Annotated in this window: 22 protein-coding genes; 11 read left to right on the forward strand and 11 right to left on the reverse strand. The window is 63.9% G+C overall.

Translation table 11 applies throughout. The annotated features are described in order from the left end of the window. Positions 1-41: 41 nt before the first annotated feature. From ACUN9V_RS13785 to tmpA, 3 genes are read right to left on the reverse strand one after another with little or no spacing between them, the layout of a single operon-like run. Positions 42-998, reverse strand: coding sequence for an ABC transporter substrate-binding protein (locus ACUN9V_RS13785; protein ID WP_445511799.1), 957 nt, complete (start codon positions 996-998; stop codon positions 42-44). Between the two features lie 56 nt (positions 999-1,054). After that, the gene (locus ACUN9V_RS13790; RefSeq protein ID WP_445511800.1) at positions 1,055-1,633 is read right to left on the reverse strand and encodes an HD domain-containing protein; all 579 of its coding nucleotides are present in this window, start codon (positions 1,631-1,633) and stop codon (positions 1,055-1,057) included. Next, positions 1,630-2,757, reverse strand: a complete 1,128-nt coding sequence (gene tmpA / locus ACUN9V_RS13795; RefSeq protein WP_445511801.1) for a 2-trimethylaminoethylphosphonate dioxygenase — start codon at positions 2,755-2,757, stop codon at positions 1,630-1,632. Before tmpA ends, ACUN9V_RS13790 begins: the two co-directional genes overlap by 4 nt. A 95-nt stretch (positions 2,758-2,852) precedes the next feature. On the opposite strand from tmpA, the gene ACUN9V_RS13800 reads away from it, so the two are divergent. The 4 genes from ACUN9V_RS13800 (at position 2,853) to ACUN9V_RS13815 (ending at position 6,662) form a co-directional block, all read left to right on the forward strand. Beyond that, positions 2,853-3,872, forward strand: coding sequence for a GlxA family transcriptional regulator (locus ACUN9V_RS13800; RefSeq protein ID WP_445511802.1), 1,020 nt, complete (start codon positions 2,853-2,855; stop codon positions 3,870-3,872). Positions 3,873-4,032: 160 nt separating this feature from the next. Then, entirely contained in the window at positions 4,033-4,914 is an 882-nt protein-coding gene (locus tag ACUN9V_RS13805; protein WP_445511803.1) for a 3-keto-5-aminohexanoate cleavage protein, read from the forward strand. 270 nt (positions 4,915-5,184) lie between these two features. After that, entirely contained in the window at positions 5,185-6,156 is a 972-nt protein-coding gene (locus tag ACUN9V_RS13810; RefSeq protein WP_445511804.1) for a 3-hydroxyacyl-CoA dehydrogenase NAD-binding domain-containing protein, read from the forward strand. A gap of 17 nt (positions 6,157-6,173) precedes the next feature. Then, a complete protein-coding gene (locus ACUN9V_RS13815; RefSeq protein WP_439283825.1) occupies positions 6,174-6,662 on the forward strand; it encodes a thioesterase family protein in 489 nt (162 codons plus the stop codon). 88 nt (positions 6,663-6,750) lie between these two features. Here ACUN9V_RS13815 and ACUN9V_RS13820 read toward each other — a convergent pair whose 3' ends face one another. Then, a complete protein-coding gene (locus ACUN9V_RS13820) occupies positions 6,751-8,043 on the reverse strand; it encodes a TauD/TfdA family dioxygenase (RefSeq protein WP_445511805.1) in 1,293 nt (430 codons plus the stop codon). A gap of 89 nt (positions 8,044-8,132) precedes the next feature. Beyond that, entirely contained in the window at positions 8,133-9,131 is a 999-nt protein-coding gene (locus ACUN9V_RS13825) for a GlxA family transcriptional regulator (RefSeq protein WP_445511806.1), read from the reverse strand. A gap of 205 nt (positions 9,132-9,336) precedes the next feature. On the opposite strand from ACUN9V_RS13825, the gene ACUN9V_RS13830 reads away from it, so the two are divergent. From ACUN9V_RS13830 to ACUN9V_RS13860, 7 genes are all read left to right on the forward strand, one after another. Further along, the gene (locus tag ACUN9V_RS13830; protein WP_445511807.1) at positions 9,337-10,704 is read left to right on the forward strand and encodes an NfeD family protein; all 1,368 of its coding nucleotides are present in this window, start codon (positions 9,337-9,339) and stop codon (positions 10,702-10,704) included. Positions 10,705-10,840: 136 nt separating this feature from the next. Continuing rightward, entirely contained in the window at positions 10,841-11,641 is an 801-nt protein-coding gene (locus ACUN9V_RS13835; protein WP_445511808.1) for a slipin family protein, read from the forward strand. A gap of 100 nt (positions 11,642-11,741) precedes the next feature. Next, positions 11,742-12,446, forward strand: a complete 705-nt coding sequence (locus ACUN9V_RS13840; RefSeq protein ID WP_445511809.1) for an HAD family hydrolase — start codon at positions 11,742-11,744, stop codon at positions 12,444-12,446. A 206-nt stretch (positions 12,447-12,652) separates the two neighbouring features. Then, positions 12,653-13,930 carry an Nramp family divalent metal transporter gene (locus ACUN9V_RS13845; RefSeq protein WP_168170663.1) on the forward strand — a complete coding sequence of 426 codons (1,278 nt, stop codon included), beginning with the start codon at positions 12,653-12,655 and terminating at the stop codon, positions 13,928-13,930. 75 nt (positions 13,931-14,005) lie between these two features. Then, positions 14,006-14,428, forward strand: a complete 423-nt coding sequence (mntR, locus tag ACUN9V_RS13850; RefSeq protein WP_075563000.1) for a manganese-binding transcriptional regulator MntR — start codon at positions 14,006-14,008, stop codon at positions 14,426-14,428. Positions 14,429-14,874: 446 nt separating this feature from the next. Next, complete coding sequence (locus ACUN9V_RS13855; RefSeq protein ID WP_445511810.1) at positions 14,875-16,362, forward strand: SulP family inorganic anion transporter; 1,488 nt, start codon at positions 14,875-14,877, stop codon at positions 16,360-16,362. A 52-nt stretch (positions 16,363-16,414) separates the two neighbouring features. Beyond that, a complete protein-coding gene (locus tag ACUN9V_RS13860; RefSeq protein WP_110691350.1) occupies positions 16,415-17,275 on the forward strand; it encodes a universal stress protein in 861 nt (286 codons plus the stop codon). A 151-nt stretch (positions 17,276-17,426) separates the two neighbouring features. On the opposite strand, the gene ACUN9V_RS13865 is transcribed toward ACUN9V_RS13860, so the two are convergent. The 6 genes from ACUN9V_RS13865 to ACUN9V_RS13890 all read right to left on the reverse strand — a co-directional run bounded on the left by ACUN9V_RS13865 (position 17,427) and on the right by ACUN9V_RS13890 (position 22,696). Continuing rightward, positions 17,427-18,032: a hypothetical protein gene (locus ACUN9V_RS13865; protein WP_445511811.1), complete on the reverse strand. Its 606-nt coding sequence runs from the start codon at positions 18,030-18,032 to the stop codon at positions 17,427-17,429. A 244-nt stretch (positions 18,033-18,276) separates the two neighbouring features. Then, complete coding sequence (fabG, locus tag ACUN9V_RS13870; protein WP_445511812.1) at positions 18,277-19,014, reverse strand: 3-oxoacyl-ACP reductase FabG; 738 nt, start codon at positions 19,012-19,014, stop codon at positions 18,277-18,279. A 41-nt stretch (positions 19,015-19,055) separates the two neighbouring features. Continuing rightward, a complete protein-coding gene (locus ACUN9V_RS13875) occupies positions 19,056-19,529 on the reverse strand; it encodes an ApeP family dehydratase (protein ID WP_445511813.1) in 474 nt (157 codons plus the stop codon). Between the two features lie 49 nt (positions 19,530-19,578). After that, positions 19,579-20,760 (reverse strand): beta-ketoacyl-ACP synthase, encoded by a 1,182-nt coding sequence (locus ACUN9V_RS13880; protein WP_445511814.1) that lies wholly within the window; start codon positions 20,758-20,760, stop codon positions 19,579-19,581. Further along, on the reverse strand, positions 20,757-21,413 hold the full coding sequence (locus ACUN9V_RS13885) for a DUF3261 domain-containing protein (RefSeq protein WP_445511815.1): 657 nt from the start codon (positions 21,411-21,413) through the stop codon (positions 20,757-20,759). Before ACUN9V_RS13885 ends, ACUN9V_RS13880 begins: the two co-directional genes overlap by 4 nt. Continuing rightward, positions 21,410-22,696: an NAD(P)/FAD-dependent oxidoreductase gene (locus tag ACUN9V_RS13890; protein ID WP_445511816.1), complete on the reverse strand. Its 1,287-nt coding sequence runs from the start codon at positions 22,694-22,696 to the stop codon at positions 21,410-21,412. The genes ACUN9V_RS13885 and ACUN9V_RS13890 overlap by 4 nt, the downstream gene beginning before the upstream one ends. Between the last annotated feature and the right edge of the window lie 18 nt (positions 22,697-22,714).

Below are 22,714 nucleotides of genomic sequence, written 5' to 3' on the forward strand. Positions count from 1 at the left end.
AGAATTGCATCCCGTGACTCGATCCGAGAGGTCAGAAACGATTACTGCAGACTAGCTGTCACGGCATCGAGTGCCGGTTTGCCGTCGCGGGTTTTCACACCGTCGAGGAACTCGGCAACCCGGTCGGGATGATCCTGCAACCACTGGCGGGCGACATCCTTGGCCGAGCGCTCCTGGCGACCGTAACCGTCGATGAATTCGCTCTGTTCGTCGGCGGTCAGCGTGAACTGCTCGAGCAGCGCGAGCAGGTTGGGATTGGCCGCGGCGAACGCCTTGTTGACAATGGTGCGCACGTCGCTCTGGCCGTTGTCCGGGCCGTAGACCGACTTCGGGTCGTCGAGAATGTGCATGTCGTAAGCCGGCGCCATCCAGTGCGGGGTCCAGCCGTACCAGACGATCCAGCGCTTGTCGTTGAAGGCCGCATCGACCTCCGACAGCATGCCCGGCGTCGACGAATCGAGAATCTGCCAGTCGCCCAAACCGTAGATGTCCTGGTCCTGGGCATCATGAATGAATGTGCTGACCGTTGAGCCCGATTCGATCGAGTAGAAGCGACTATCAAACTGATCACGGTGCGCCGCCAGGTCTTCGGCGCTATGGACGCCAGCGTCGTAGACATAACCCGGTACCGCAAAGCCCATTCGAGCGCCAGTCACGTTGTTGCCGAGATCCTCGATCTTGCCGCTGGCCATCGCCTCGTCGTGGCTCTCCTGTTGAGCCGGAATCCAGCCGGCCAGGAAAACATCGCTGTCGCCGGTCTGCAGTGTCTGATAGCCGACCGTGCTGCTGACTTCCTGGGCCTCGCTGTCATAGCCGAGCGGCGCGATCAACTGACTGAGAACCTCGGTTTTGACCGTAACACCGGGCCACGGCGGCACGACGAAATTGACGCTATCGGCCTCATCCGGTTGCGGGCTCTGAGCGAAAGCCGACGTCGATACGGTCATCAGCGATAGTGGCAGCAGCGTCGCCGCCAGAAGCGCATTACGCAGTGTCATGGTGACTCCTCGTTGTTGTGCGATTAATGGGCGTTCCGGTCTACGAGCGCGTGGGCTTAGCCGGTCGAAACGCTGGGCAGCCCCTCGCCTTCGAACGGCGGGCGTGCCAGAACTCGCTCGAGCACCGGACGGAAGTGCTCGAGCGGAAGCGTGTCGTAGTCGGGGTCGAACGAGGTCTGATCCCATTCGTCGCAAAAACGAACCGTACGTTCGTAGCCGGGATGGCCGCGGTAATCGTCGCGAACGTGGCGATCCAGGTCGTAGAAGTGGCGGTAATGATAGCCCTGGAACAGCTCGTGATGGCGAATCATCCACACGTTCAACGGGTCGATGAACGGTTCCAGGATCGCCGCCGCAATCTCGGCGTGATTGTCCGGCGCCAGGTCGTCGCCGATATCGTGGAGCAGGGCGCAGACGATGGTTTCGTCGTCGGCGCCGGCGCGTTCGGCGCGGGTCGCCGTTTGCAGGCAGTGGGTGTAGCGATCGACCGGATAGCCGTGGGTATCGCCCTCGAGGCGCAGCAGATGCGTGACGACGCGCTCGACGACACCTTCGCGATAGTCACGAAAGTGCGCGTCGATCTCGCGCCAGTCCTCCGCCTTGCTGTTATCGAAACGGGTGAAGTTGGCGCTCATGCGGACTCCTTTCGCGAGAGTGAGTTGTCTCCAGCCTGGCGACGCAAGATCAGGCGCCGGCTGGCGGTGGTATCGCGATCGACGTAGCCCTGGCGCAGGTGACGAACGCCTTGGCTGAGCCGGAACGCGGTTCGCCCATGCAACAGCCGGTAGTTGTCCATGATCAGCATCTCTCCCGGTGCCAGTTTGGGGGTCAGCGTCAGGTCGGGATCGGTAATCAGGGCGAAGAACGCGCGCCGGGCGGCGTAGTAGCGCTCCAGCTGCTCGGGCGGAAGCGGGGGGATGCGCTCGGTGCGATTGTTGTAGCGCACCCGGACCACTTCGCCGCGGCTATCGAGTTCGATCAATGGACCTTCGCTTACCAGATGCGCGCTGTCGTCGACGTAGCGGAACCGCGTCGAGATCCGGGTCAGGCAATCAAAAGCGTCGGGATCTTGGCGACGCAGCCGCTCGGCGGCCATGAAGCCGTCGGCCAACGTGCTGTCGCCGCCGCTATCGGCGTTGCTCAGGCAGTGCAGCCAGATATAACCCGGGATCGGATCGCGGTAGGGGTTGTCGGTATGCGGCTCGAGCCCGCGCTGGGTCATGGTCAGATCATAGGCATCGGCGATCGATTTGACGTCGGCGATGCCGCCCCAGTTGGTGCGGCGCAGTGGCCCCAGGCGCTCCACCAGCGGCATCATCCCATCAAGGGTCAACGGCACGCCGCGGACCTTGACGAAACCGTAACGCTCGAGCGATTCCAGCATCGCGGCCAACGCCCCGTCATCTTTGAGGGAGCGCTCGAAATCGGCGCTGGGCAGTTCGGCCAACGATGCATCCCAGTGTTCGTGGATCACGTCCGACGACGCGGGAACAAGGTCGCTCAGGGCAAAATCGGCGTGATGGCCATCGCTGAACGCGAGATGGATCCGGTCGCCGCGGCAGCTCGCCTCGATTAGTGCCAGGTCCAGCGGCAGCGCCGCAGCCTCGATCAGACGCTGACCGGTGCGCGGATCGAGGGTTTCGGCATCCGGCGAGCGCTCGCGCAGCCACAGCGCGTGGAGCCGCGTCTCCCGGTTATCCACGATCACTCGCAGCTGGCGGGCGTGGGTTTCCGGAATGATCTCGACGAAAACGTCCATGGCGACATCTCTTGGTGTCTCAGTGTGTTGACACCCTATGAGGTATGACGCGAGGCGATTTGAGTTTTTTGGCCGTATCAGCGAGGATTTTCGCCATGACCGATCATCCGACGCCGCAATGGCTCTATCCGCGCCCCGACCTGCCGCCCGTGCTTTCACCGGACGAAGCGGACATCACGGTCAATCTCTGGCTGCTGCCCAAATTCTCGATGCTGACGCTCTATTGTCTGCTCGAGCCGCTGCGCGTCGCCAACCGATTCGGTCGTTCGCTGTTCGCCTGGCGGCTGTTCTCCAATGACGGTGAAGCGGTGACCGCCAGCAATGGCGTGACCGTCGACGTCGACGCTGCACTGGGTGAAACGCCGATCTTCGATAATCTGTTCGTCATCGCTTCCTATGAAGCCGAGGCGACCGTGGCGCCTTCACAGTGGGCCGTGCTGCGCCGGGTTGCCGCCCACGGCGGGCTGCTCGCCGCACTCGACACCGGCGCCTTCATCCTGGCGCGAGCCGGATTGCTGGAAGGCTACGAGACGGCACTGCATTGGGAAAGTGCCCCGGCGTTCCTCGAGGAGTTTCCAGGCCTTGCGCTGAGCGATGCGCGCTATCGTTTCGATCGCCAACGTCTGACCGGCGGCGGCGGGGCGGCAAGTCTCGACCTGATGATGGCTTTCATCGAGCGCGAGCACGGCGCCAACCTGGTGACGGCCCTGAGCCGCCAGCTGGTGCATTCCCGTCTGGATCCACGTATCGACAATGAGGGCAACGTCGATATCGGATCGGAATATTGCCCACGCAGCGTGCGCCGGGCGGAAGCGATCATGGAGGGCCATCTGGCGCAGCCGTTGACGATTCCCGACATATGTCAGCGGATCGGCCAGTCCCAGCGCCAGCTCAACCGGCTCTTCCAGCGCTATCGGGGCGAGACGGCGAAAGGACGCTATCTCTCGTTACGTCTCGACCGCGCCCAGCAGATTCTCGCCGATAGCCGTACCAGCGTGACCCAGGCCGCGCTGGCGGCCGGGTTCGGCCAGCCCGCGCATTTTTCCCGGGTCTATCGTGAGCGGTTCGGGGAGTCGCCACGGACCACGGCGCAGCGGGGCAAACGCTCGTCGTGACAGGGTTTAGGTCGTCGCTCAATGTCAATGTGGCGGCGTTTTATGACAACAATCGGGTCGGTTCGGCGCCCACAATGAGGGCATAGCAACGCATCACCAGGTGCGCTCAACCATTGCTCCGTGCCGCTGGCGGTTCGGGGTCGGACCGAGAGGTTATCTCATGAATCGCGACGTCATCCTGACCTGTGCCGTGACCGGTGCTGGCGATACTGCCGGCAAGCACCCGGATCTCCCGATTACGCCTAAGCAGATCGCCGACAGCGCGCTGGATGCCGCCCGCGCCGGCGCCAGCATCGTCCACCTTCACGTTCGCGATCCAGAAACCGGCGGTGTCAGCCACTCGACGGATCATTTCCGTGAAGTCGTCGAGCGCATCCGCGAGTCCGATGTCGATGCGGTGATCAACATCACCGCCGGCGGCGGTGGCGATCTGTTTCCCGAGATTCGTGACGGCGTGATTCACGGCCTCGAAGGTACCGATCTGCAGACCGCGGCCGAACGTCACCACCCGGTGGGCGAGCTGCTGCCCGAGCTCTGCACGCTGGACTGCGGCAGCCTCAATTTCGGCGACATGGTCTATCTCAACACCGCCGACTGGCTGCGCGAGCATGCGCGCCTGATCCAGCAGGCCGGGGTCAAGCCGGAACTGGAGTGCTTCGATCTGGGCCATGTCTGGTTCGCGCGTCAGTTGGTCGAGGAAGGCCTGATCGACGGCGATCCGCTGTTCCAGCTCTGCCTGGGCATTCCCTGGGGCGCCGAAGCCGATACCGAAACCATGCTGGCGATGCGCAACAAACTGCCGGAAAACGCCATCTGGTCGGCTTTCGGCATCGGTCGTCAGCAGTTCCCGATGGCGGCGCAGTCGATGATCATGGGTGGGCACATGCGTGTTGGCCTGGAAGATAACCTCTACCTGAGCAAGGGCGTCTTCGCCAGTAACGCCCAACTGGTCGAGCGCGCAGTGACGATCGCCGAAAACCTCGGCGGCAAGGTGCAGACGCCGGCCCAGACGCGGGAGTCGCTCGCGCTGCGCAAGCCCTGAGAGGAGGTTTACAAACTGCCTGCGCTCGACAATACGGCGTTAAAATCGGCCTTAAAATGCTCATTTACCCCCGTGTAAACTGGAGCGCCAGCCCGGTCCGTTTTTCGGCCGATTTTGCCTTGTCTTGTCCTCGCTCGCCGACTTTGTAAACCCCCTCCGGCTGCTTGAACCTCTAGCGCGTCGCTCGCTTCGCCCATCGCGATCGCGATCGCGCGCTCGATGCCGCTGAGCGTGCGGTTTCACATCTTCCCTTATTCCCGCGAGGTATCCATGACTACTTCCGAACTTCCCCGCAATGTCGCCGTGATCGGTACCGGCGTGATCGGCAACGGCTGGATCGCCCGCGCCCTGGCGGCCGGCTGCCGGGTCACCGCCTTCGACCTCGACCCCGCCGCACCAGAGCGCACCCGTGCGTTCGTCGAGCGCGCCTGGCCGTCGCTCGAACGACTCGGGCTGGCCGATGACGCCGACCCGCAGGCGCTGACCTTCGTCGATTCCCTGGAGGCCGCGGTAGAAGGGGCCGAGCTGATCCAGGAGAACGTGCCGGAACGGCTGGCGCTCAAACACGACGTGTTGCGCCAGCTCGACGCGCTGGCGCCGCTGGACGTGGTGATCGGTTCGTCGACCTCGGGTATCAAGCCGAGCGATCTGCAGTCCGCCTGCACCCGGGCCCCGGGGCGCGTGATCGTGGCGCACCCGTTCAACCCGGTCTATCTGCTGCCGCTGGTGGAGCTGGTGGGTGGCGAGCACACCGCGCCGGTGGTGATCGAGCGCGCCCAGGCACAGTACGCCGCACTGGGCATGCGCCCGCTGGTGGTGCGTCGCGAGATCGAAGGCCATGTCGCCGACCGCTTGATGGAAGCGCTGTGGCGCGAGGCGCTGCATCTGGTCAACGACGGCGTGGCAACCACCGAAGAGATCGATGCCGCCGTGGTCTACGGTTGCGGCCTGCGCTGGTCGTTGATGGGAACCTTCCTGACGTTCCATCTGGCCGGCGGCGACGGCGGCATGCGCCATATGCTTCACCAGTTCGGCCCAGCGCTGAAACTGCCGTGGACCAAGCTGGAAGCCCCCGAGCTGACCGAGGAGTTGATCGATAAGGTGGCCGATGGTTGCGAGCATCAGGCCGCCGGGCGCAGCGTCGCCGAGCTCGAGACACGCCGCGATGCGTTCCTGACCGAGCTGCTCGAACTGACCCAGAAATACTGGCCGGAAGCCGAAGGGCTCCAGGGCCGGATTTAATGAACGAGACGGATTTGATGAGCGAGGCGCCTCTGATGACCACGATTCCGGATGATCCGCTGTTCAAGACCCGGGTGCAGGACGCCTGGGTCGACTATAACGGCCACATGAACGATGCCGAGTACGCCCGCGTGTTCTCCCTGGCGGTGGAGGCGTTGATGGATCGCGTCGGTCTCGACGAGGCCGGTCGCGCCGAGCACGGCTACACGATCTATACCCTCGAGACCCATCTCTGCTATCGCCAGCAGGCGCATCGCGGCGAAGCGCTGAGCGTGGCGCTGACGCTGCTCGACAGCGACGCCAAACGCCTGCACGTGCTGTTCACGCTGACTAACGCTGATGGCGATACCCTGGCGACCAGCGAGCAGATGCTGATGGGGATCGACATCGAAAGCGGTCGCCCTGGCGCCTTCCCCGAGCCGGTGGCCGCGAGCGTCGAGGCGCTACCGAAAGCCGGAGACGAATGGCCGAAGGGAGCCGGCCGCAAGATCGGGATCCGGCGCTGACCGTTTCCTCGGCTGTTTGAAACACCAAAGACCCCGCTGGGAACAGCGGGGTCTTTGCGTTTTGGGAGGAATGGGTCGGGCTCTGGGCTCAGGCGTCTTCCAGCCGCGCCTGGCGCTCGGCGCGTTTCAGCATGCGCAGGCGCGAACGAGCCTCATCGCGTTCCAGATAACACCCTTGCAACCAACGACTGCCGCCCTGGCTGACATCGAAGGCGTCCCGGGCGTGGAGCAGGCGCCGGTTGTCGAAGATCACCAGATCGCCGGGAGCGTAGCTGAAGCGCAGCGCGAACTCGGGCTCGCGTAGCAGACTTTGAAGCGTCATCAGCGCCGCGTAGGCGGGTTCCACGTCGTCGAACGGTGCCATCAGCGGGCCGCGCAGGAAGTCGGCGATGCGGACTTCATCAAACTCGCCGCGAGCATCGAGCTTGATCATCGGATCGAACCAGACGTAGTCGCTGGTCCTGGCGGTATTGGCGTAGCACCAGCGCACCCGGGTCAGCGTGGCAAAGTGCGCCGGATGACGTTCGCGCAGCGCTTCGGCCACGGCAAATCCGTCCATCATCACTGCTTCGCCGCCGACGGTATCGTTCTCCAGGCAGTGGAGTAACTGCAAGCCAGGCTGGTACTCCCGCGTCGGCAGATCGACGTGGGGCGGAAGGGCGAGCGAGGTGTAAGCGTTGGAATCCGGATCCGGCTTGGCGCGGACATCGAACAGATTGCCGAAATTGGTCGGTCGCGGCGGGCCGATTCGCCGGGCGATGGCATCCAGACTGCCAGGCGCCGTGGGCAGATTGCGAAGTCGGACCAGCCCCTCGCCGATCACCGCCTCCAGCGCCTGTTTCAGCAGCGAGTCGACGCTTGTCGCGTCGTGATCTCTTTCCATCCAGCCGGTCGCGTCGAGCGTGGTCGGTTCCTCGCGATCCGACCCCAGCCACAGCGTCCGTGGCACTAACGGGGGCTCGTGCTCGACGAGGTTGGCGTAATCGTGGGCTCGTAGCCAGCCGGGGTGGAACGATAGCCGGCGTCGTTCGGGCAGAAAGTCGATCGTGATCGCGCCATTGGCTTCCAATCTGGCGTGCTCGATCGTGGGCCACGCCTCCAGCCGGGAAAGATCGAGGATCCGCTCCCGCGTCGCCGGATTCACGGTGCTGTCGTCGGCGGCGTTCTCGCGCAGCCAGATGCTGTGGTAGCGGCTCTGGCTGCCGTCCTGCCAGGTCACGTTCAAGATCTGCGGATCGTGATCGATCGCGATGATGGCGACCTCGACCGGCCAGGCGTCGAAATCCGGAGTGGCGGGCAAAGGCTGAGATCGAGACTGGGTCTCGGATTGAGACGAGACTCGAGAATGGCGCAGGGATCGAGAGTCGGGATCGGCTGACATGGAGGCTCCGGAGGCTCGCTGATAGGGATCGAGTCAGCGTCGCCGATCAGCCGGTGGCGAAATTGACCTAAAACGCCATTTTTTTGAGGTTATTGGTCGTGATCCGCGTCTGACATTGGAAGTTCGGCGCGCCTTCGCGAGGCGCTGGGCGGTTGTCGATAGTGCTGGCGATAGGCGCGCGAGAAACTCGAAGCCGAGCTGAAGCCACAGGCCAGGCCGATGCTCAGGATATCGCGGTCGGTCTCTTCCAGCAGATGTCTGGCGCGGTCCAGACGCAGTTCGAGATAGTAATCCCGCGGGCGCTTGCCGAGTTCGTCCACAAACAGACGCTGGAGTTGGCGCAACGACAGGCCGATCCGCTCGCTGAGCGCCGCCATCGACAGCGGCTGCTCGAGATGCTGTTCCATCAGCGCGACGGCATCGACCAGCGGACGGCGATGGGTGCCCAGCCGTTTCGCCAGTGGAAGCCGTTGATGGTCCTGGCGGGGGCGCAGGCGGGCGTGAATAAGCTGTTCGGAAATATCGTCGGCCAGGGCCTGACCGTGACGGCTGGCAATCATGCTCAGGGTCATGTCCATGGCGGCAGCGCCGCCGGCGCAGCTGAACCGGCGAGCGTCGATCTCGAACAGCGATTCCACGGCATCAAGCCCGGGAAAACGCTCGCGGAAGGCCGGCAGGCTTTCCCAGTGGAGGGTCAGACGATGGCCCTCGAGCAGCCCGACCTCCGCGAGTATCAGCGGGCCGGTGTCGATGCCGCCCAGCAGGCAGCCTTCGCTGGCCTGGCGATGCAGCCATTGCGAGAGCCGGCGCGAGTGGTCGCGTTCGGGTTCGAAGCCGGCGCAGACCGCGAGCGTCGGCAAGGAGGGCGCATCGGAGAGCCCGCAATCGACGAGCAGCGTCATGTCGTTGCTGGCGGTCACCGGCTGACCGTCCTCGCTGATCAGCGTCCAGCGATAGAGCTCCTGACCGGCCAGTCGATTGGCGATCCGCAGCGGCTCGACCGCCGAGAAGAACGCCATCATCGAAAAGCGCGGAATCAGCAGAAAGCCCACCGGCTCGGGCAGTGGTCCAACGTAGTCCAGACGCATGATGTGGCTTCCCGGCGTTATCGGACACTACGGTGAGGGTGTCTATGGATTTTGCCATCGTGGCGCGCTCATGGTGACAAAAAAAATCGCAGGAAACACGTCGGCATTCGTCAGCGGCATCATGCTGCAAACGGGAGTGCGACAGGTTGATCGGCACGACCAGCGTCTAACGGCGCGGACGCCGGAAACTGGCTACGCTGCAGATATGGTCAATTCGACGGTCGATACGCGCAGGTTCTCGACCCGCCGCTGGCGGTGCCTTGGCTGGCTCGTCTGTCTGTTGGCGGGTTCTCTCCTGGCGCTCGCGGGACTCGCACAGTCACCCGACACGAAGCAGGCGCGGGTGCTGACCCTGGATGACAGCATCAATCCGGCGACGCGGGATTACGTCGAACGCGGCATCCAGCGTGCCGAATCGAACAACGTCGAACTGCTCGTCATCGAACTCGATACGCCGGGCGGGCAGGTGGAGTCGATGCGCCGGCTGGTCCAGACGATCCTCTCCGCCAAGGTACCGGTAGTGACCTACGTCACGCCTAGCGGGGCCCGGGCGGCCAGTGCCGGCACCTACCTGCTCTACGCCAGCCCCGTAGCGGCGATGTCGCCCGGAACGCATCTCGGTTCGGCCACACCGGTCACGCTGGGTGGCGAGGGCGAGGATGCCAATAGCCAGGCGATGCACAGGAAGATGATCGAGGATGCGGTGGCTACGATCCGCGGCTACGCCGAGCGTCACGGGCGCAACGCGGATTGGGCCGAGCAGGCGGTGCGCGAGGCGGCCAATCTGAATGCGCAGGACGCGCTCGATCGCAACGTCATCGACGTGGTGGCCTCGGATCTCGACGATCTGATGGCGCAGCTGGACGGCCGCCGAGTGACGCTGGAAAACGGCACGCGCACGCTCTCCACCGAGGGTATCGAGGCCGTTCGGGAACTGCCGGACTGGCGTACCTTGCTGCTTTCATTCATCGCCAACCCCACCATAGCCTACGGACTGCTGCTGATCGGCTTCTACGGGCTGGTGTTCGAACTCGCCAGTCCCGGCACGATCGTTCCGGGCGTGGTCGGCGGTATCAGTCTGTTGTTGGGGTTGTTCGCCTTTCAGGTGCTGTCGATCGATCTGGCGGGGCTGGGGCTGGTCCTGCTCGGCCTGGTGATGATCGTCGGCGAAGCCTTTCTGCCCAGCTTCGGGGCGCTCGGCGTGGGCGGTATCGCCGCCTTCGTGATCGGTTCCATCCTGTTGATGGAAGAGGCCAACAGCGCCGTGGCGTGGCCGTTGATCGGCGGTACGGCGCTGGTGGCGGCCGGCTTCCTGCTGTGGGGCGGGATACGCCTGATGGGAGTGCGCCGGCGGATTCCGTTGACCGGTCGCGAGGAGCTGATCGGTGCCGAGGCGGTGGCGCTGGGGGACTTTGCCGCCGGGCGCGGCAAGGTGCTGCTGCATGGCGAGCGCTGGCGGGCCCGCGGAGAGGCTCGAATTCACAAGGGCGACAAGTTGCGGGTGACGGCGTTGGAGGGTTTGACCGTCACTGTCGAACCCACCGGCGTCGAGCGTTCGTCGACGTCGATATAAGGCCGATCGCTGGACTCGTGGCTGAAGTTCGTGGCTGAAGTTCGTGGCTGAAATGCGTGAGTGAGGTCCGTGAATGAGCTTCGTGGCCGAGACAGCCGACAGCGACGGCGGTCGGTTTTCCTAGGGAGAAGACGAGATGATGTTCACCTATCTGGTACCTGTCGTACTGCTGATTCTGTTGTTGCTGGCCTCGGTGCGGATCCTGCCGGAGTACCGCCGCGGCGTGGTGTTCTTTCTGGGTCGCTTCCAGGACGTCAAGGGGCCCGGGCTGTTCTTCCTGATACCGGTGGTGCAGAAAATGCAGGTGGTCGACCTGCGCGTGATCACCATGGATGTGCCGGAACAGGACGTGATCTCCCAGGACAACGTCACCGTGCGCGTCAACGCGGTGCTCTATTTCCGCGTCGTCGATCCGCAGAAGGCGATCATTCAGGTCGAGAACTACGTCAACGCCACCAGCCAGCTGGCCCAGACCACGTTGCGTTCGGTACTGGGCAAGCACGACCTCGACGAGATGCTCTCCGAGCGGGACAAGCTCAACGACGATATCCAGGAGATCATCGATACCCAGACCGAGGCCTGGGGGATCAAGGTGGCCAATGTCGAGATCAAGCATGTCGATCTCGACGAGAGCATGATCCGTGCGATTGCGCGTCAGGCCGAAGCCGAGCGCGAACGTCGAGCCAAGGTGATCCATGCCGAAGGCGAGCAGCAGGCGGCCGAGAAACTGGTCGAGGCGGCCGACATCATGTCGCGCAACCCGGCGGCGCTGCAGCTGCGCTATCTGCAGACCATGAGCGACATGAGCAACAAGAACGCGTCGACGATCGTCTTTCCGCTACCGATGGACATCATGGAGGCGTTCAAGACGATGAGGGGATTCGTCGATACGCAGGTGCCGAAGGATACCGGGGCAGCACCGAAGCAGGACGAATGAGCGCGGAATGACTCTCGACTGAATCCGGCCCCGGCGCTTTCCGTCGACGCGCGAGCGTGTATCCTTGTGCTTTTACAGCCGACTGAATCCGGAGTCACGCTTGGCTACGTCACGATCCCTTTCGTCCCATCCTCCTTCCGCGCTCGCCATTTTCGATCTCGACGACACCCTGCTCGACGGTGACTGTACCCATCTCTGGCTCGAGTGGATCATTGAATGCGGCTGGGTCGAGGACGGCGAAGCCCTGTTGAACCAGATGCGCGAGCATGACAAGCAGTACCACGCCGGCACGCTGAACATGACCGACCATCTGCGGTTCTCGCTGGCACCGCTCGTGGGTCGCTCGCGCCGGAGCGTTCGCGAGCAGGTCGAGGCGTTCGTCGAGGCGTCGGTTCGCCCGCGCCTGATGCAGGCCGGGGTGGAACGTCTGCAGCAGCATAGCCGGGACGGCCATGCCACCCTGGTTATCTCGGCCTCGATGCATCATCTGGTCGAGCCGATCGCCCATGCCGTCGGTGCCGACGGCGCGCTGGCAACGCTACCCGAATTCGATGCCAGCGACTGTTTCACCGGTGAGCCCACCGGTATTCAGACCTACCAGCGCGGCAAGCTCGACGCCTTCGAGGCGTGGCTCTCCAGCCATGACACCGGCTTTGCCGAGGGCTGGGAAACCTGGGGCTACAGCGACTCCTTCAATGACCTGCCACTGCTCGAATTCGTCGATCATCCCCACGCCACGCAGCCCGACGCACGTTTGCGCGAGACCGCCGAGGCACGCGGATGGCCAGTCCTGCAGTGGCGCTAGGCCGACTGATGACGGTCCCACATGCCGTCGATCACTCTTTGAAATCCGTCTGATTGAAATCCCTCTGATTCAATCAACCTGATTGAAATAACTCATGAGGGATCACCGTTGCGCGTTCGGTAACTGGGGTATATCTTGTCAACCGTGGTTTAACTTGATAACCAGGGCATCATCGCCCGGTATGTTGGCAATTTCCCGAGGCCATTGTGTCGAATTCTCTAACCGAATCCCGCGACGAAAGCTCGCTGGCGCCGACCAAGGCGCGCAGGCGTTCGGCGTTATCCCGCTTCCTGCCGTTCTTTGGCCCGGCGATGATCGCGGCGGTGGCGTATATCGATCCGGGTAACTTCGCTACCAATATCGAAGCGGGTTCGCGCTACGGCTATGTCCTGCTGTGGGTGGTGCTGTGGGCCAACCTGATGGCGATGCTGATCCAGACGCTGTCGGTAAGGCTGGGCCTGGCCACCGGCAGGAATCTGGCGGAGATGATTCGCGAGCGCTACCCGCGGCCGCTGGTCTGGTTCTACTGGGTGCAGGCCGAGCTGGTGGCGATCGCCACCGATCTGGCCGAATTCCTCGGCGCCGCGCTGGCGTTCAATCTGCTGTTCGGCATGTCGATGCTCGAGGGCGCGCTGCTGACCGGCGCGATCACCTACGCGGCGCTCTACATGCAGCGTTTCGGCTTCCGGCTGCTGGAAATCATCATCGGCAGCATGCTGCTGGCGGTGGCCGCCGGTTTCGTCATCCAGATCATCATGGGTCGTCCCGAGGCCGCGCCGGCGCTGGAAGGGCTGCTGGTGCCCGGCTTTCCGGACGGCTACGCCGTCTTCCTGGCCGCCGGGATTCTGGGCGCGACGGTGATGCCTCACGTCATCTATCTGCACTCGTCACTGTCGCAGCGCCGGGTGGAGGTCAAGACCGACGACGAGCGCCAGCGTGCCATGCGCTACTACCGCTGGGACGTGATCATCGGCATGGGCATCGCCGGTATCATCAACCTGTCGATGCTGGCGCTGGCCGCCTCGGTCTTCTTCGACAACGGGCGTACCGGTGTTGCCACCATCGAACAGAGCTATCAGCTACTGGCACCGCTGATGGACCGCGATCTGGCGAGCACGCTGTTCGGCTTCACCTTGCTGATGGCCGGGTTGTCCTCGTCGATCGTCGGCACCATGGCGGGGCAGGTCGTGATGCAGGGCTTCGTCGGCTTCACCATTCCGCTGTGGCTGCGACGTCTGTTGACGATGCTGCCGGCCATTGTTGTCATCATGCTGGGCTTCCCGGAACAGCAGGTGCTGGTCGCCAGCCAGGTGGTGCTGAGCTTCGGCATTCCCTTCGCGCTGATCCCGCTGATCCACTTCACGGCCCAGCATCGGCTGATGGGCAATCTGACCAGTCGCCGCTGGGTGACCGGGTTGGGGTGTCTCATTGCCGCGATCATCATCTTGCTGAATGGTTATGTGTTGGCCTTCGAGTTGCTGTAGGCTTTCAGGCACGCGCGCGGGCGAACGCTGCAAAGGTACCCGTCGCCGATCATTCTGCCCGTCGATGAGAACACCATGCCAGGAACGCCACGTCCCCGTTATGCGCGCTTCGAGCGTACGCGTCTCGACCACCAGCAGGAGCTGGTGGAAGATTACGTCGAAGAGATCGCGCAGCTGCATCGCGATCACGGCGAGGCGCGCGCCAGCGACCTGGCCGAGCGGTTCGGGGTCAGTGCCGCCGCGGTTTCCAAGGTGATCGCCCGGCTCAAGCGTGACGGTCTCGCCGAGGCGCGGCCCTATCGCGGCGTCTTTCTGACAGAAAAGGGCGCCACGCTGGCGGCGAAGGTCGAGGCACGCCATCAGCTGGTGTTGTCGACGCTGCTGGCGCTTGGCGTGCCGCCGCATGTCGCCGAAGCCGACTCCGAAGGGATCGAGCATCACTGCAGCGATGCTACCGTCGAAGCTATGCAGCGATTCCTGGAAGCGCACAACCGCTGAGCCGGCGAGTTGCCGTCGACTGCTCCAGCGTTGATCTGGCGATGCCAGCATTCCGTCTGGGAACCTTCCGACGTTAGTGGTAGACTCTCGCTCGCTAAAATTCTCGATCATTCAATGACGCGCTCGACAAGGTCGATCTCATGCAAGACCGATTCGGTTACACCATTGCCGGTATGACTCCACCCTAGCGTAATGCCCCCCTCGGCGTGCCTTATGCGCGCGCTTCGCTGTCACCGATACCGCTGTATCGGCGAGACGGCATCTGCTTGTTCGTCCGATTCCATTCAACATTCTTGCCGCGACTGCGTGGCCGTTCATCGACTGCACTCTGTATCGTCGCTCCGCTGACCTTCGGCGCGATGATAGGTGACCATTTCGCTTTATTCGATCGAGCGGATGGGTAACGTCGCTGGCGGACCATCGCGGCCCATGACAGGGAACTGCCCATGTTCGAAATGATAAAAAGACACTGGTTATCCAACGTCCGTGCCGACGTGCTGGCCGGTGCCGTCGTCGCGATGGCGCTGATTCCGGAGGCGATCGCATTTTCGATCATCGCCGGTGTCGACCCCAAGATCGGTCTCTACGCGTCGTTCTCGATCGCGGTGGTGATTGCGTTCACCGGCGGCCGGCCAGGGATGATCTCGGCGGCGACCGGCGCCACGGCGCTGCTGATGGTGACCCTGGTGCGCGACCACGGCCTCGAATACCTGCTGGCAGCGACGCTGTTGACCGGGGTGATCCAGATCGTGTTCGGTTACTTGCGCCTGGGCGAGCTGATGCGCTTCGTGTCACGCTCGGTGGTCACCGGGTTCGTCAACGCGCTGGCGATTCTGATCTTCATGGCCCAACTGCCGGAACTGACCAACGTCACCTGGCACGTCTATGCGATGACCGCCGCCGGGCTCGGCATCATCTATCTGTTCCCGTACCTGCCGGTCATCGGCAAGATGCTGCCGTCACCGCTGGTCTGCATCGTGGTGCTGACGATCGTCTACATGGTCAGCGACATGGACATTCGCACCGTGGGCGACATGGGCGAACTGCCCGATTCCCTGCCGGTCTTCCTGTGGCCCGACGTGCCGCTCAATCTCGACACCCTGATGATCATCCTGCCGTATTCGCTGGGTATTGCCGTCGTGGGTCTGCTCGAGTCGATGATGACGGCGACGATCGTCGACGAATTGACCGATACCTCGAGCGACAAGAATCGCGAGTGCAAGGGGCAGGGCGTCGCCAACATCTTCTCCGGCCTGCTCGGCGGCATGGCCGGCTGCGCGATGATCGGTCAGTCGGTGATCAACGTGAAATCCGGCGGTCGTACGCGTCTATCCACTCTGATCGCCGGCGCGTTCCTGCTGATCCTGGTGGTCTTCCTGGGTGACTGGGTGTCGCAGATACCCATGGCCGCGCTGGTCGCGGTGATGATCATGGTCTCGATCGGCACGTTCAGCTGGGAATCCATCGTCAACCTCCGTCGCCATCCGATGTCGACCAACATCGTCATGCTCGCCACGGTGATCGTCGTGGTGACGACCCACAACCTGGCCATTGGCGTCGGGGTCGGCGTGCTGCTGGCGTCGCTGTTCTTTGCCAACAAGGTCGGGCAGGTTCTCTACATCGGGAGTCGCATGGACGACGATGGCAAGACGCGCAACTATGAGGTTGTCGGCCAGGTCTTCTTCGCCTCGTCCACCCGGTTCAATGCCGGGTTCGATTTCAAGGAAGCCATCGAAAGCGTGACGATCGATGTCTCCCGTGCTCACTTCTGGGATATCACTGCGGTCGAAGCGCTGGACAACGTGGTGGTCAAGTTCCGTCGCGAGGGCACCGATGTCGAAGTGGTGGGCATGAATCAGGCCAGTGCCACCCTGGTCGATCGTTTCGGGGTGCATGATAAGCCGGACGCCGTGGAAAAACTCATGGGTCATTAAGTCGGCCCGACACTCTGGACCATCAATCAAGAACGACTGAAAGGAGAAACCCATGAGTGGACGTCAGGTCCTGGCCTGCATTGACGATTCGCACCACGCGTTCGCGGTCTGCGCCGCGGCGTCGTGGGCCGCAGAACGGATCGGCGCGCCGATCGAACTGATGCACGTGTTGAGCAAGGCGCCGTGTCTGGGTGCCGCCGACGCCAGCGGGCAGATCGGTCTGGGGAGTCGTGAACATCTGCGCGAACAGTTGACCGAACTCGACGAGCAGCGAGCCAAGATTGCGCAGCAACACGGTCGTGAACTGCTGGAAGCCGTGCGAGGCCAAGCCGAGCGCCTGGCCCCGAGCGCCAAGGTCTCGACCGCCTTGCGTCACGGGGAGCTGATCGAGTCGCTGGTCGAGCGCGAGCCTCAGACCCGGCTGGTGGTGCTGGGCAAGCGCGGCGAGTCGGCGGACGAAGCTCTCGAGCATCTGGGCAGCAACCTCGAACGGGTCGTGCGCACGCTGCACACGCCGATTCTGGTGACCCCGCCAGAATTCCAGCCGCCATCCCGATTGCTGCTGGCCTTCGATGGCGGCCAGACGACCCGCAAAGGCGTGGAGATGATCGCCGAGAGCCCGTTGCTCAACGGGCTGGTCTGTCATGTGGTCATGATCGGCGCCGGTACCGATGATCAGCGCGCCCAGCTCCAGTGGGCGCTGGATCGACTGCGTCAGGGGCAGGTCGACGCCCAGGGCACGATTCTCGCCGGTGATGTCGACGAAGTGCTCGCCGACTACGCCGATCGTCAGCAGATCGACCTGATGATCATGGGCGCCTACGGCCATTCGCGCATTCGCCATCTGCTGGTTGGCAGCACCACCACAGCGATGCTCCGACACGCTCGGACGGCGACGCTGGTGCTGCGCTGAACGACATGCGCTGAAAGACACGGCGCGGCACGACAAGCGTATTGATCGGATGCCGCGCCGCGCCGCGCCGATGTCGTCGTGATGTCGAGAGCCAGAAGACGCCAGTCGAATCGGGTGCCGTTGGCTCGGTCGTCTGGTTCAGTCGTCTGGCTCAGCCGTCGTCGCGGGATGGCGGCGCTGGCCGGTGTCGCAGAAAGCGCGACAACCGCTCAGATTGGCTTTCGCCAATCTGGCACAGCTGCCAGGCGATCTCGGCATACTGCATGAGCGTCGGCAGCATCAGCTGCAGACGGTGGGCATCGTCTTCGTGGCGCTGTGCCTGGGCATCCAGCCACTCGAACAGCTGCGCCAGGCGGGAGTAATTGACATCCCCGCGGCCGCTGTTGCCGCGCATGGCATCGATCGCCAGACAGCGCATCACGCTGCGCTTGTTGGGATCGAGGCTCTCCTTGTCCAATAGCGCTTCGGCGTGCTGCACGAACTGGCCCATCAGTTGAGACAGTTCGGCAGACTCCAACTGGCGGCGTACCGCATCCTGGCTCTCGATCAGCGCCTGCTGCTGACGCATGAGCCCTCTGACCAGCACCACCAGCTGCACGCACAACCAACCCGCCAGGACCAGCGTCAACAGGTAGACGCCCAGTGGTGCCAGCGCGTCGGCCGGCAGCGGCCAGCCAAGGTCGCTGGCCAGCACGCCACCGGCGGCCAGCGCCAGCAGCACGATGATGATCAGGGCGATGGAAATGCCGGATTTCATGCTGATATCCAATCAAGAGAAGGCGTTGTCGCCATGGCGCTTTATCGGCGCTGCAACGCTGTTCTTGAGCGTTCTCTAAAATGGATAGCCAGCAGGCGCTTGGAGGGTGATTACAAAACAGGCGAGCGACGGCGAGGCAAGGCGAAATCGGCTGATCAAGCGCCGTTTACGAGGGGTAAATGAGCATTGTGAAACAGATTTTTAACGCCGTATCGCCGAGCGCAGCCATTTGGTAAACATCCTCTTAGATCATGCCGCCATTCACCGCGATCACCTGACGCGTGATGTAGGCCGCGTCCCTTGAACACAGAAAGCTCACGGTGCCGGCGACCTCTTCGGCTTTTCCGACACGCTGCATGGGGATCAGCTTGCGAACCTCGTCACGCGGAAGCTCGTCGGTCATCCGCGTCTCGATCCAGCCCGGTGCAACGCAGTTGACCGTGATCTTGCGTTTGGCCAGCTCGACGGCCAGCGCCTTGGTGGCGCCGATGACCCCGGCTTTGGCCGCGCTGTAGTTGACCTGACCGCGATTGCCGATCATGCCCGACATCGACGAAAGCGTGACGATCCGGCCATGCTGGCGGCGCTGGATCATCGGCATGATGAGCGGATGCAGCACGTTGTAGAAACCGTCCAGATTGGTCCGGAGGACGCTGTCCCAATCCTCTCCCGTCAGTGCCGGAAAGGGCTTGTCCGCGGTGATACCGGCATTGCAGACCACGCCGTAGTAGCAACCGTGCTCGGCGATATCCGCTTCCAGTACCGTCTTGACCGTCTCTCGTGCGGTCACGTCGAAGTGGACGACGCGTGCCTGGCGTCCTTCGGCTTCCACCGCGGCCTTGACCGAGTCGATGTCTTCTCCGGGTCGCCGGCAGTGCAGCACCAGGTCATAACCGTCCCCCGCCAGCCGTTTGGCGATCGCTTCGCCGATGCCGCGATTGGCCCCGGTGATCAGAATTGTCTCGGAATATCGTTGTTCCATGGTGCCTCGGTACAGAGCTGCGGATGATGAAATCAAGGCGATCAGACGCCGTTCAGCGTCGGCATCGAATCCGGCCGATAGAGCGTCAGGCTGCCCTGGGCCAGCGGCTCCTCGGCCTCTTCCTCCGGGTACAGCTTGCCGCTGATTTGAGTCACGCCGTTGTCGGCCACGAATTCGACCGTCACGGCGATCCGGATTCGCTGATCGAAGGTAAAGACGGGAATGCGAGCGTGATAGCGTCTGGCCCCGAGCAGCAACCCGGGTGCCGGTGACTCGCCCGATGCGGCGGCGCGGAAGCCGGCCCAGGCGGCAACGGTCTGGGCCAGCCACTCGACGCCGACCCAGGCCGGAATCCCGTCGGCTTCGGCGAACAGATCGTCGCGCCGGGCCGTCGTTTCGGCAACGCCGCCCTCGTCATCGACCTCGATGAGGCGCGTCAGCAGACACATGCCGCGGGCATGAGGAATCAGCGGCGCGATGGGGCAGGGCAGGGAAACCGGGTCGAATGCAGTCAAGGGGATTCCATTGTTTCTTGCGTGTCTCTTGGCGGGGCGAGCTGGCGCGTCAGTCGGCCCGGGTCAGCAGCAGGCTGGCGTTGTTGCCGCCGAAGGCAAAACTGTTGCTCAGCGCATGACGTGGCCGCTGTGCCGGCGCCGAGTTGGTTGTCACCAGGGGCAAGGCGGGAAGCTCCGGATCGTATTCACCGTCGAAGACGTGTATCGGCAATCGCCCCTGTTCGAGTGCCAGCCAGCAGAATGCCGCCTCCAGCGCGCCGGCCGCGCCCAGCGTGTGGCCGGTCAGGGCCTTGGTCGAACTGCAGGCAGGCGGCGCGGGAAAGAGCGTCGCCACGGCGGCGGCTTCCATGCTGTCGTTGAGCCGCGTGCCGGTGCCGTGCAGATTGAGATAGTCGATCTCAGCCGGATCGCGCCCGGCCATTGCAAGCGCCTGGCGCATGGCCTCGGCGGCACCGCTGCCATCCGGGCGCGGCGCCGAGATATGGTGGGCATCGACGCTTTCGCCGACACCGGCCAACTGCATACCGCCGGCTTCCGGCGTGACCACGAACAGCGCAGCCGCCTCGCCCAGATTGATCCCGTCGCGGTGACGGGAAAAAGGCAGGCAGGGCTTGGCGCTGACGGCTTCCAGGCTCAGGAATCCGTTGACGGTCAATCGGCACAGGCTGTCCGCGCCGCCGGCGATTACCGCGTCGCACTGGCCGCTCTTGAGCAGGCGCCTGGCGCTGGCCAACGCTCTGGCACTCGAACTGCAGGCGGTGGAGAGGGCGTAGCAGGGGCCGGTGATCCCCAGGCGTTCGGCGAGGAAGCGCGCCGGCGCCCCCAGTTCCTGGCGCGCGTAGGCGAAGTCCTCGGGTAGCGGCGCATCTCGGCCGCTGGCGGCAATTGCCCGTTCGGTTTCGCCGATCCCCGAGGTGCTGGTGCCGATGACCACGCCGATCCGGTCTCTCGCCACCGTCGCCAGCAGGCGCTCGACCTGACCGTCGAGGCGTGCCAGCGCCAATGCCAGCAGCCGGTTGTTGCGACTGCGATGATCTTGCGGCCACTGGCTGTCGTCGGGGAGTTGTCCCTCGACCTGCCCCAGCGGCAGGGGGCGGCCCGGCGTGAAGGCGTCGCTGATCGTCAGACTCCGCTCACCCGAGCACAGCGCGCGACCGATCGTCTCCAGATCGTCGCCCAGCGAGCAGACGACGCCGGGCCGGGAAAGACGGCAATCGAAGGCGGCACTCATGGTTCGGCGTTCTCCCGTTCGTCGTTCTGTGGCTCGTCGTTGCTGTCGCCATCCCTGTCACCATCCCCCTGCATCGGCGCAATCGTCAGCTGGTAGCCGCCCTGGCGATCATCCAGGGTCAGCGTCGTGGGGTGTTCGCGATCGGGTACCGGGGTGATACGCGCAGCCAGCTCGCCGCGATAGGTAATGGCGCGGGCCGTGGTGCTGTCGACGACCTGCCAGGCGCTTCCCGCGAAGGATCGGCGCAACGCCTCCAATGGCCACAGGCTCCATTCGAGACGGGAGGCCAGCCACTGCGGCGGAATCGGCAGCGGAGACTCGCCCGGCGCGTCGCCGGCCTCGAATCGGGCGCCTTCGGTATCGCGCACCAGCGTGGTCAGGCGCTGGCCGTAGGGCGTGACCAGCACCGCACGCAGCTGCTCGGGGGTGATCCGGATGAACGCGATCAGCGTGCGGGCTTCACCGTCGTCCGGCTGGAACGTCAGTTGGCTTTTCAACGTGTCGGCCGTGGTCGCAGCGGCCAGCGGAGGCGTTGGCGATACCGGCGGCGTCAGGCTGCAGGCGCTCAGTAACAGCATCAGTGCCAGTATCAGTACCGGTATCAGTGCCGGGGCCAGACACGGCGTCCCTGGCGGTCGCAAAACGCGATTCATGGCCGAGTCTCCATGGACGTATCGATACCGGTCTGTTCCGTCGCAGTAGCGGCCCGCATCTCGCAGATGGCGGCCAGGGTGTCGATATGGCGGCGTGAGGCACTGGCAAACGGATTGCTTCGGTCCCAGGCGTAGCCGGCCAGAATGGCGCTGATGCGCGTTTTGATATCGGCTGGTGCGTCGGCGTGGAAAATGATCGTCTGCAGGCGACCGTCGTACCAGGCATCGACGAAGGCGCGGAACGTCTCGATGCCTTCACGCAGGGGGCTTTCGAACTCGCTTTGCCAGTCGATCGTCTCGCCGGTCAGCTGACGGTCGACCAGCGGCGCTGCCAGGCTGGCCGAACGTAGAGCGATGGTCACGCCTGAGGAGAATACCGGGTCCAGAAATTCGCCGGCGTTGCCCAGCAGCGCGTAGCCGGGGCCATGCAGGCGTGTCACGTCGGCGGAATAGCCGCGGAGTTCGCCGATGGCCCGGGTGGTGGTGGCGCCGTCGAGCAGCTGGCGGAAACGCGGCTCGACGTCGATCAGCGCGCGGAAGCGCGCTTCGGGAGTCTCGCCGTGGGCGTTGATCCGTGCTGTCTCGCCGACCACGCCCACCGAGGCGCGCTGATCGCGAAACGGAATCAGCCAGTACCATATGCCGGCGTCGTCGGGATGGACACCAATCAGGATCTTGTCGCGATCATGGCTCGGTTCGGTGGGGCAGCCTTCGACGTGTGTGAACAGCGCCGTGCGTGGATCCTGCCGCGCATCGCGTTCGAGGCGCTCGAGTCGGGCCAGTACGCGGCCATAACCGCTGGCGTCGAGCACGAAGCGCGCCGTCAAGGTGCCCGAATGACCGGCCTCATCGGTGACATCTATCTGGGGATGGCTGTCGTCGGCGCGGAAAGCGGTGACGGTGACGCCGAATTCGACGCTCGCTCCCTGGGCGCGGGCCCCCTCGATCAGGCGCTGATCGAAGTCGCTGCGCTCGACCTGGAATGTGGTGCCCCAGCCCGGCGTGGATTTGTCGCGGAAATCGATCGCCGTCTCCTTGCCGGCGCGGGTAAACGCGGCGCCGTTCTTGGGCTGGTAGCCCGCGGCGATCACGCCATCCAGCAGACCCGCCTCATCGAGATGGCTCATGCATTGCGGCAGCAGACTCTCGCCGATGGAGAAGCGCGGAAAATGGCTACGTTCGACCACCAGCACGCGCCGGCCTCGGGCGGCCAGCATCGCCGCGGCCGTGGCACCGGCCGGGCCGGCGCCGATGACGATGACGTCGTGGTCGGCTTCAGCCATATCAACCTCAGCCATATT

Source organism: Salinicola sp. V024 (genome assembly GCF_052645315.1).